Below are 9655 nucleotides of genomic sequence, written 5' to 3'. Positions count from 1 at the left end.
GAGCTCGGCTGTCACAACGCCCTCGACTACTCCGACGTCGCCGCCGCCGCCTTCCGCGTGTGGCTGGCCGAGCGCTACGGCTCCGTCGACGAGCTCAACCGTGCGTGGGGCACCGACTTCTGGTCCCAGCGGTACACCGACTGGGACCAGGTCTTGCCTCCGCGCCGCTCGACGTCGTTCACCAACCCGACGGCGCAGCTCGACTTCGCCCGCTTCAGCTCGCACCAGCTCCGTGATCAGCTGCGCGCTGAGCGCGAGGTGCTCGCCCGCATCACGCCCGACGTGCCGGTGACGACGAACTTCATGGTCATGGGCGAGACGAAGAACATGGACTACCCGTCCTGGGCCGGCGACGTCGACCTCGTCTCGAACGACCACTACGTCATGTCCGCGGACCCCGAGTCCCACGTCGAGCTCGCGTTCTCCGCCGACCTCACCGCCGGTATCGCCGACGGCGAGCCGTGGATGCTCATGGAGCACTCGACGTCCGCCGTGAACTGGCAGCACGTCAACCTCGCCAAGCGTCCCGGTCAGCTGCGCCGCAACTCGCTCGCCCACGTGGCGCACGGCGCGGACGCCGTCCTGTACTTCCAGTGGCGTCAGTCGCAGGCCGGCGCGGAGAAGTTCCACTCCGCGATGGTCCCGCACGCGGGCACGGACTCGGCGCTGTGGCGCGGGGTCGTCTCCCTCGGCGCGGACCTCGGTGCGCTCGGCGAGATCGCCGGTTCCACCGTCCACGCCGATGTCGCCGTCCTCTTCGACTGGGAGTCCTGGTGGGCGAGCGAGCTCGACTCGCACCCCTCCAACGACTTCCGCTACCGCCGCGGTGTCCTCGCCTGGTACCGCTCGCTGTGGCAGGCGCAGGTCGGCACCGCCGTGCTGCCCGCGACGGCCGACCTCGACGGCTACCGCCTCGTCGTCGTCCCGCACCTGTACCTCGCGGACGACGCGCTCGTCGCACGCCTCACCGCCTTCGCCGACGACGGGGGGACCGTGCTCGTCACGTACTTCTCCGGTATCGCCGACACGGACGACCACATCCACCTCGGCGGGTACCCGGGCGCGTTCCGCGACCTGCTCGGCGTGCGTGTCGAGGAGTTCGCGCCGGTGCTCCCCGGCCAGCACGTGCACGTCTCGGGCGACGTGCTCGGCGGGGGAGAGGGGCTCGCGAGCGGGTGGAGCGAGCCGGTAGGCCTCACGGACGCGACCGCGGTCGCGTCCTACGTCGACGGACCGAGCGCCGGGTGGCCGGCGATCACCCGCGCGGTGCGCGGCACCGGTGCCGCCTGGTACGTGAGCACGGACCTGTCCGACGAGGCGCGCTCGGCGCTCATCGGTGAGCTCCTCGCCGAGGCTGGTGTCACTGTCCTGGCTCCCGCGAGCGCGGGTGTCGAGCTCGTCTCCCGGCGTGCGGGGGAGACGGAGTACCTCTTCGTCATCAACCACACCGACGCCGCGGCGACGGTCGAGGCGTCCGGCACGGACCTCCTCACCGGTGCGGCCCACCCGGACGGCGTCGTCGTCCCGGCCGGAGACGTCGTCGTCCTGCGGAGGCCTGTCGTCTGACCGGTCGACGGGAGGATCGTCAGCGCTGCTCAGCTCGTCGCCCGGCCGTAGCGGGCGACGAGCTGAGCGCCCGTCCGGGCGAGCTCGTCCCGGACCGACGACGGGTCGATCACCTCGACGTCGGCGCCCCACCCCGCGAGGTGCTGGGCGATCATCCCGGCAGTCGGCGCGGCGACGCGCACCCGTGCTCGACCGTCGGCGGTCGTCCCCTCGTCCACGCAGTGTCGGCCGAACTGGTCGTGGAGCACGAACGCGTGGCGCGGATCGACGAGGACCGTCGCCCAGGTCTGGGAACGGCGGACCTCCATGTCGTCGACCACCTCGGCCCATGCCTGTGCGAGGTCGAGACCCTCCGGCCGGGAGGCGGGCTCGTCGGTGACGTGCGCGTCGCGGATCCGGTCGACGCGGAAGGTCCGCCGGCCGGCGGGCGTCCCCGCCACGAGATACCAGACCTCGTTCTTGTCGGCGAGGCCCCACGGGTCGACCACGCGCGACGGTGCTCGTCCGGCCGTCCCTGCTCGGCCGGCATAGTCGAGGCGGACCTTCCGACTCCGGACGACCGCGTCCTGGAGCAGGTCGACGAGCGCGGGGCGCGGCCGGTCGACCCCGCCCCAGGCGAGCGGGTCGCGGACGATCGCCCCGGCCGCGACGTCGGCGTCCGCGCGGAAGGGTGCAGGCAGCGCGCGGGCGAGCTTGCGCAGCGCCGAGCGGACCTCGGGCGTTCCCGAGGCTGCAGGGCCGAGCGCGAGGAAGAGCGCCTGCGCCTCTCCGGCGGTGAGTCCGGTGAGGTCGGTCCGGCTCCCCCCGACGAGGCTCCACCCACCGCCGCGACCAGGCTGCGGGTAGACGGGGACGCCGGCTGACGACAGTGCCTCGAGGTCGCGGCGCGCCGTGGCCACCGAGACCTCGAGCTCGTGAGCGATCTCGCCCGCGGTCGCGCGCCCGCGGGACTGCAGGAGCAGGAGAGTGGCGACCAGCCGGTCTGCGCGCATGCCTCATCGTCGCGCAGAAAGTGCTCAGAAGGTGAGCACGTTGGACGGAAGCATGGTTCATGAGGCCGCGACCGCAGCCTCGACCTCGGCACCGCTGCCACGACAGAGGAGAACGACCATGCTGCGAGGACTGACCACCGTCGTCTACCCGACCCCTGATCTCGCCGCCGCGAAGCGCTGGTACACCGAGGTCCTCGGCATCGAGCCCTACTTCGACCGGACCGCCTACGTCGAGTTCCGCACCGGCGACCACGAGCACGAGCTGGGTCTGCTCGACACGAGCTTCGCGGGCGAGCTCGCCGTCGACCCGGCCGCCGCAGACACGACCCCAGGCGTGCCGACCCCGGCCGCTCCGGGCGTCATCGTCTACTGGCACGTCGACGACGTCCAGGCGGCCCTCGACCGGCTGACCGCGCTCGGCGCCACGCTGCACCACCCAGCCCGTGACTTCGGCGAAGGGTTCGTCGGCGCGGCGGTGCTCGACCCCTTCGGCAACGTCCTCGGAATCATGCGCAACCCGCACTACCTCGACGTGCTCGCCCGCACCGACCACCAGACCGTGCGGTGAGGGCGGCCGGACGGGTGCGCGAGTAATCCGTGGCTCTCCTACGGGAGTCCCCTGTACCGTTCGTCGCATGGTCCGTCAGTCGCACTAGGAGTCGCGCCGCACGATCGCGCGCACGATTCCCGAACCCATCGACCACCGCTCAGCCGGCGGTCGCGACTGCACGGAGCCCTCGATGTCCTCTGCACCACGTGGCGCGTACGCGAGGGTGCTCTCGCGCCCTCGCGTCGTGACGACCTTCTCGCTCTCGATGATCGGACGGTCGGCCTACGCGCTGGTCTTCCTCCCGCTCTTCTACGCCGCCGAGCAGGCGACCTCGTCGATCGCCTTCGCGGGCGTCGCTGTCGCCGTGTACGGGGCCGGTGCGACCGTCCTCGCGCCGGCCAGGGCGTGGCTCATCGATCGGTTCGGCGCGCGGGCGATGCTCACGGTCCTCGTCCTGGGCTTCAGCGCGTCTCTCTCGGCGCTCGCCGTGTCGAGCCTCACTGCGAGCCCCGGGTGGGTGATCGTGGGGCTCGCCGGCCTGGCCGGCGCCGTCGCCCCGCCGCTCGGCCCGACCATGCGCGTCGCGTGGGGGCAGCTCCTGCCGAGCGCGGACGACCGCAAGGCAGGGCTCAGCCTGGACGCGGTCGTCGAGGAGCTGCTCTACCTCGCAGGTCCCGCGGTCGCGGGGCTGCTGCTCGTCACGCTGTCTCCCGGGCACGCGATGCTCGTGCCGGCGGTGCTCGTCGCGGTCGGTGGCCTGCTCTTCGTCAGCACCAGCGCCGTCACCCAGATGGTCGGCGAGCCTCGACGGACCGACGCCCCGCTACCCGGCAGACCGCTCGTCCTCCAGCCGGGCTTTGCGGCTCTCCTCGTGCCGGCGCTCGTCGCCGGAGGGATGTCAGGGCTCGTCGGTGTCGCGGTACCCGCCGCTGGGGAGGTGCTGGGCAGCACGGCGATGGTGGGCATCGCGCTCGGCGTCTTCGCCGGCGGTAGCGCGGTCGGCGGGCTCCTCTACGGCGCGCTCAGGGTTCCCGGCAGCCCGGCGCGACAGCTCCCGGTGCTCAGCGGGCTGCTCGTGCTCGGGGTGTCGTGCCTCGCGATCTCGGACGACGGGACCGTCGTGACGATCGTCCTGGGCCTCGCCGGACTCTTCTTCTCGCCGGTGATGATCGTCGCCTACCTCGCCGCTCCCGCGGCGGCGGGGACACGCCGGCAGAACGCCGCGACCACGTGGGTGAACACCAGCCACAGCCTCGGTGCGACGCTGGTCAGCGCAGCAGCCGGGTTCATGATCCAGCGCGCCGGCATCCCCTTCACCGTCCTGGCCGTCGCCGGTGCGGCTCTGGCGATGGTGCTCGTCAGCGGCCTGATGCTCAGCCGAGGGGTGCCCCGCGAGCCCGAGCGTGCGGCTGTGATCCGCTCAGTCGCTCGGTGACAGCTGGTACATGGCGGTCATCGTGTGGCTCGCGCCGGGGGCGAGCTCGACAGCCGTGCTGCGCACGTTGCAGACCTCGACGCACACCATCGTCATCCACTCGTCGTCACCGAAGTCCGCCATCGCTGCGGCCTTGTCGATCCACGGGTTCCACACGACGGTCGCGTCGGAGCCGCGCTTGGCGATGACGACGGAGCGCCCCGACGGGGCGTCGTGGACGGCGGCCCCGGAGCTCGTCCCGAGGTAGATGCGGTCGGTCTCGCCGGTGAAGCGGACGGGCCCGTCCTCGCCCGCCATGGGCTCGGGGCCGGCGAGGCGGTCGAGGTAGGCGTGGCCCTCGAGCCCGACGACCTCGGTGGTGCGGACGTCGCTCACGGCGAAGTAGGTGTGGAGCGCCTCCTCGAACGTGAAGGGCGCGTCGTCGCGGTTCGTCACGGCGAGACTGAGCGAGAGCCGTGCGCCGACGGCCACGGTGTAGACGGCCTCGAAGCGGTGCGGCCAGTCGACGGCACCGGGGGAGCCTGCGACGTCGGCGTCCGTGAGGCGCAGGGTGACGGTGACATGCTCGCCGTCGTCGTGCGCGCCGGTCAGCTGCCAGGACGTGAGCCGGGCGAAGCCGTGCGCCGGCGCGTCGGGGTGGCCGTCGAGGGCACCGAACCACGGGAAGCAGATCGGGACTCCGCCGCGGATGGGCTTGCCCGCCGTGAAGTGGCTCGCCTCGCTCACCCACAGGGCGTCGGCCGCGCCCGGCGGCGACCACCGGGTGACGGTGGCGCCGTGGAGGTAGATCTCGGCCGAGCCTGCCGGACCGTCCACCTGGACGACGGGCAGGCCGCCCTGACCTGTCGTGAGTCGCACGCTGTCTGGAAGGTCCTGCATGGTGGGAGCTCCGATTCTGGCGGCTGGGACACGTCAATCCTAGGCAGGGTGTCCAGAGCGCGACCCGAGGGCGCGGGCAAGAGGGGTGAGGTCCGTCGCCGTGGAGCCGGCACCGGCGGTGGCCAGGGCCCCTGCCGCGTGGGTCGTCGTCACGCCGAGCACGTGCCCGACGCCCGCTGCGAGCGCTGAGGCGATCCCTGGCGGGGCGTCCTCCACCGCGACGAGGCGGGCCGGGTCGAGGCCGAGCAGCTCGGCGCCGTGCCGGTACGGCTCGGGATCCGGTTTGCCGTGCGTGCAGTCCTCGGCCGTGACGAGCCTGATCCCGGCGCGGGTGTCTGCTCCGAGCATCTCGAGCGCGGGGAGGGTCCACTCGAGACGTGCCGAGGTGACGACGGCGACGGGCACGTCGGTGCGGAGGCAGGCGGCAAGGGTCGCGGCGGCGCCGGGGACGGCGCGGGGCTCGAGGACGGTGCGGCGCAGGGCGTCGAGGACGCCCTCGGTGAGCTCGTCGGGATCCTCGCCGGTCCAGGGGCCGTCGAACGTCGCGAACACCTCGGCTGCGCGCCGGCCGGAGAAGGCGAGCACCGCGTCGTCGCCGACGGTCCACCCGCGTGCGGCGAAGTAGTCCCGGTAGGCCTGGCGGTGGACGTGCTCGCTGTCGACGAGGGTTCCGTCGAGGTCGAGCAGGAGGCCACCGCCGGGCCGTCCGAGGAGCTCGGCGAGGAGCCCGGTGAGCTCGTCGTCCGGGCTCACCGGTGCGTCAGGCCCACACGAGCAGCGGGTCGCCGGGCTGCACGGTCGTGCCGGCCGCGGCGAGCGGCGTGACCGAGCCGGGCTCGCCCTGGAGGGCGACGACGGGGCACACCGGTGAGCGTCCGCCGGCGGCGACGTCGGCGGGGACCCAGGCGACGATCGGGTCGCCGGCCGTCACCTCGTCCCCCTCGGCGACGAGGAGCGTGAAGCCCTCCCCGCCGAGCTGGACCGTGTCGAGACCGAGGTGGACGAGCGCCGCGCGGTCGTCCACGCCCTGGATGACGAACGCGTGCGGGTGGAGCTTGGCGACGAGGCCCGAGACGGGGGCGACGGCCTGGCTGGGACCCGAGCGGTCCGGGTCGATCGCGAGGCCGGGACCGACGATCTCCTCGGCGAAGACCGGGTCGGAGACGTCCGCGAGCGGGCGGACGGTGCCCTGGACGGGGGCGAGGAACGTCAGCGGCTCGCGCATCAGCGGAGGTCCTCGATGTCGGAGGCGAGCGTGTCCGCCTCGGGTCCCACGACCACCTGGACGACCGTGCCCGCGCGCATGACGCCGTAGGCGCCGGTCGCCTTGAGGGCTGCCTCGTCGACGAGGGACCCGTCCTTGACCTCTACGCGCAGCCGCGTGATGCACGGCTCGAGGTCGATGATGTTCTCGTCGCCGCCGAGGGCCGCGAGGATCTGCTCTGCCTTGTTCATCGGGTGCCCCTGTTCATCGAGCTGCTGTGGTCGAGGTGCTGCGGTCGTCGGGCCGGCCGTACCGGCCGTGTCGTGTCGTGTCGGAGAGATCGTCACATGAGGTCTTCGAGGTCCGTCGCGAGGGTGTCGACGCTGGGACCGATGACGACCTGGACCACGCGTCCGGCGATCATCACGCCGTGCGCGCCGGCGGCGCGCAGAGCGCCGACGTCCACGAGCGCCGGGTCACGGACCTCGGAGCGCAGCCGTGTGGTGCACGGCTCGATGTCGACGATGTTGCCGACGCCGCCGAACGCCGCGAGGACGCGTGCCGCCTGATCCGTCACTGTGCTCCGCTCCTTGGTCATGTGGGCTCCTCGATCATCTCGTGGCTCCGGTGGGGGGAGGGGGCGCTCGTCGCGTCTGCCTCGTCCGCCGCCGGACGGGCGTCCGTCGTGGTGCGTGGTGTGAGTGCGGGCTTGGGCGCACGGACCGGCACCCACAGCACGTAGCGGTCCGCCCGGTAGGAGGACCGGGAGTAGACGCACGCCGTCTGGCCGGAGAACGTGCGGCGCGTGGTGCGCAGGACGGCGCGCCCCACCCGGATGCCGAGCAGAGCGGCGTCACGGGCGTCGACCTCGCTGGCGGCCACGGTGTCCTCGCCCCACTCGGGGTCGAGGCCGCGGCGGCGGAGCTCGCCGTAGATGCTGTCGGGCACCTCGTCGTCGAAGAGTCCTGGGACGAGGCGGCAGGGGACCCACGACTGCTCGATGGCCATGGGCTCACCGTCGGCGAGGCGCACACGGTGGAGGTAGAAGACCTGCTCGCCAGGGAGGAGCTCGAGGGCATCGGCCACGTCGGGGGTCGCTGCGACCTCCTCGGCGGAGAGGATGAGGGAGGACGGCTCCATCCCGCGGCGCCGCATCTCCTCGCCGTAGGAGACGAGCCGGACCTCGAGGTCGACCTTGCTCGGTGCGACGAAGGTTCCGCGCCCCTGCTCGCGCTCGAGCAGTCCTTCGACGACGAGGGCGTCGACGGCCTGGCGGACCGTCATGCGGGAGACACCGAAGCGCTCGCAGAGGAGCCGCTCGGACGGGATGACGTCGCCGACCTCGAGCTCGTGCGTGACGAGAGAGCGCAGGTAGTCCCGCACCCGCATGTACTTCAGTGCTGGTAGGTGCACCTGTGCAAACCCTCCAGATCGGACAGTCGCGGACTCTTGACACCGCTGCGCCATTAGATCATGGTTGTCGGCAACTGGTCCAGACATCTAGCAGTGACGCTCGACGCACCACGTTCGCACCGATCCCCGTGCAGCTCCCCGACAGGATGCGCCCCCCGCTCCCGTCATCGCCACCACGTCAGGAGTGCCCCCGCAATGACAACCACCACAGACCCCGTGGTCAAGGAGAAGCGTCATATCCCTGGCCTCGCGCAGCTCCAGCGCATCGGCCGATCGCTCATGCTGCCCATCGCCTCCCTCCCCGCTGCGGCGCTGCTCCTGCGGCTCGGTCAGGACGACATGCTCGGCAAGGACGGCCTCGCCGGTGCCTGGGGCGACTGGCTCCTGCCCGTCGCCGCCGTCCTCGGCTCGGCCGGCGACGCGCTCTTCGCCAACCTGCCGATGATCTTCGCGCTCGGCGTCGCGATCGGCTACGCCCGCAAGTCCGACGGCTCCACCGGTCTCGCCGCACTCATCGGCTACCTCGTGTTCAAGAACGTGTCGAACGCGCTCTCGCCGTACGTGCTCGATCCCCCCGACCCGGGCAAGGCGCAGGAGCTCATCGACTACGGCGTCCTCGGCGGCATCGTCATGGGCCTCATCGCGGCGCTCCTCTTCCAGAAGTACTCGCGGATCAAGCTGCCCGCCTATCTCGCCTTCTTCGGCGGGCGGCGCTTCGTCCCCATCGTCACGGCGGGCGTCGCGATCCTCGTCGCCGTGGTGGGTGCGCTGGTCTACCCGTGGTTCGACGCGGGCCTCACGTCGGTGGGCGACTGGGTCACCGGTTCCACGATCCTCGGTGCCTTCGTCTACGGGATGGCGAACCGGCTCCTCGTCCCGCTCGGCCTGCACCATCTGCTCAACTCGCTCCCGTGGTTCCAGTTCGGCACGTTCGAGGACGCGAGCGGCGAGGTCTGGGCGGGGGACATCGCCCGCTTCCTCCACGGCGACCCCACGGCCGGCACCTTCATGACCGGGTTCTTCCCCATCCTCATGTTCGCGCTCCCGGCCGCGGCCCTCGCGATCGTCCATACCGCACGTCCCGAGCAACGCAAGGTCATCGCGGGCATCATGGGATCTGCAGCGCTCGTCAGCTTCGTCACCGGGGTGAGCGAGCCGCTCGAGTTCTCGTTCCTCTTCGTCGCCTACCCGCTCTACGTCATCCACGCGTTCCTCACGGGGACGTCGCTCGCGCTCGTCAACTGGCTCGACATCCACACCGGGTTCGGATTCTCGGCGGGGGTCATCGACTACCTGCTGAACTTCCGCATCGCCCAGCAACCGCTGCTCATCATCCCCATCGGCCTCGCCTACGCGGCGATCTACTACTTCCTCTTCCGGTGGGTCATCACGAGGTGGAACCTCAAGACGCCCGGTCGGGAGGACGACAGCACCATCACGGACCAGAACAACGTCCTCGTCGACCAGCCGGCCGACGAGCCCGAGACAGAGAAGCGCCCGTCCACGAGCACGGGCCAGGCAGGAGGAGCGGTCGGCGCACCACCGAGCGCCTAGCGCCTGACACCGAGCACCAGGTACGACGAGGGGGGGGGGGGGGGGGGGGGGGGGGGGGGGGG

11 protein-coding genes are annotated in these 9655 nt (G+C 71.9%); 4 read left to right on the top strand and 7 right to left on the bottom strand.

The window, feature by feature from the left end:
• On the top strand, nucleotides 1-1566 hold a 1566-nt coding region (locus tag ABKW26_RS19825; RefSeq protein ID WP_348595812.1), incomplete at its 5' end, for a beta-galactosidase.
• 29 nt (nucleotides 1567-1595) lie between these two features.
• On the opposite strand, the gene ABKW26_RS19820 is transcribed toward ABKW26_RS19825, so the two are convergent.
• Complete coding sequence (locus tag ABKW26_RS19820) at nucleotides 1596-2558, bottom strand: WYL domain-containing protein (RefSeq protein WP_348595811.1); 963 nt, start codon at nucleotides 2556-2558, stop codon at nucleotides 1596-1598.
• Nucleotides 2559-2676: 118 nt separating this feature from the next.
• Here ABKW26_RS19820 and ABKW26_RS19815 point away from each other — a divergent pair, with 118 nt between their 5' ends.
• Nucleotides 2677-3126 (top strand): VOC family protein, encoded by a 450-nt coding sequence (locus ABKW26_RS19815; protein ID WP_348595810.1) that lies wholly within the window; start codon nucleotides 2677-2679, stop codon nucleotides 3124-3126.
• A gap of 172 nt (nucleotides 3127-3298) precedes the next feature.
• Nucleotides 3299-4543: an MFS transporter gene (locus ABKW26_RS19810; protein WP_348595809.1), complete on the top strand. Its 1245-nt coding sequence runs from the start codon at nucleotides 3299-3301 to the stop codon at nucleotides 4541-4543.
• Here ABKW26_RS19810 and ABKW26_RS19805 read toward each other — a convergent pair.
• The 6 genes from ABKW26_RS19805 to ABKW26_RS19780 all read right to left on the bottom strand — a co-directional run bounded on the left by ABKW26_RS19805 (nucleotide 4529) and on the right by ABKW26_RS19780 (nucleotide 8039).
• On the bottom strand, nucleotides 4529-5401 hold the full coding sequence (locus tag ABKW26_RS19805; protein WP_348595808.1) for a D-hexose-6-phosphate mutarotase: 873 nt from the start codon (nucleotides 5399-5401) through the stop codon (nucleotides 4529-4531). The genes ABKW26_RS19810 and ABKW26_RS19805 overlap by 15 nt on opposite strands.
• A gap of 60 nt (nucleotides 5402-5461) precedes the next feature.
• Nucleotides 5462-6175, bottom strand: coding sequence for an HAD family phosphatase (locus ABKW26_RS19800; RefSeq protein WP_348595807.1), 714 nt, complete (start codon nucleotides 6173-6175; stop codon nucleotides 5462-5464).
• Between the two features lie 7 nt (nucleotides 6176-6182).
• Nucleotides 6183-6647 (bottom strand): PTS glucose transporter subunit IIA, encoded by a 465-nt coding sequence (locus tag ABKW26_RS19795; RefSeq protein WP_348595806.1) that lies wholly within the window; start codon nucleotides 6645-6647, stop codon nucleotides 6183-6185.
• The gene (locus ABKW26_RS19790) at nucleotides 6647-6877 is read right to left on the bottom strand and encodes a PTS glucose/sucrose transporter subunit IIB (protein WP_348595805.1); all 231 of its coding nucleotides are present in this window, start codon (nucleotides 6875-6877) and stop codon (nucleotides 6647-6649) included. Before ABKW26_RS19790 ends, ABKW26_RS19795 begins: the two co-directional genes overlap by 1 nt.
• Before the next feature lie 92 nt (nucleotides 6878-6969).
• A complete protein-coding gene (locus tag ABKW26_RS19785; protein ID WP_348595804.1) occupies nucleotides 6970-7224 on the bottom strand; it encodes a glucose PTS transporter subunit EIIB in 255 nt (84 codons plus the stop codon).
• The gene (locus ABKW26_RS19780) at nucleotides 7221-8039 is read right to left on the bottom strand and encodes a GntR family transcriptional regulator (RefSeq protein ID WP_348595803.1); all 819 of its coding nucleotides are present in this window, start codon (nucleotides 8037-8039) and stop codon (nucleotides 7221-7223) included. Before ABKW26_RS19780 ends, ABKW26_RS19785 begins: the two co-directional genes overlap by 4 nt.
• A 195-nt stretch (nucleotides 8040-8234) precedes the next feature.
• Here ABKW26_RS19780 and ABKW26_RS19775 point away from each other — a divergent pair, with 195 nt between their 5' ends.
• Nucleotides 8235-9593 carry a PTS transporter subunit EIIC gene (locus ABKW26_RS19775; protein ID WP_348595802.1) on the top strand — a complete coding sequence of 453 codons (1359 nt, stop codon included), beginning with the start codon at nucleotides 8235-8237 and terminating at the stop codon, nucleotides 9591-9593.
• The last annotated feature ends 62 nt before the right edge of the window (nucleotides 9594-9655 follow it).

Source organism: Sanguibacter sp. 25GB23B1 (assembly GCF_040012415.1).
In the GTDB taxonomy this organism is placed as follows: domain Bacteria; phylum Actinomycetota; class Actinomycetes; order Actinomycetales; family Cellulomonadaceae; genus Sanguibacter.
Note: the sequence above shows the minus strand (reverse complement) of the source record. Positions and strands in the feature narration are given on the sequence as shown.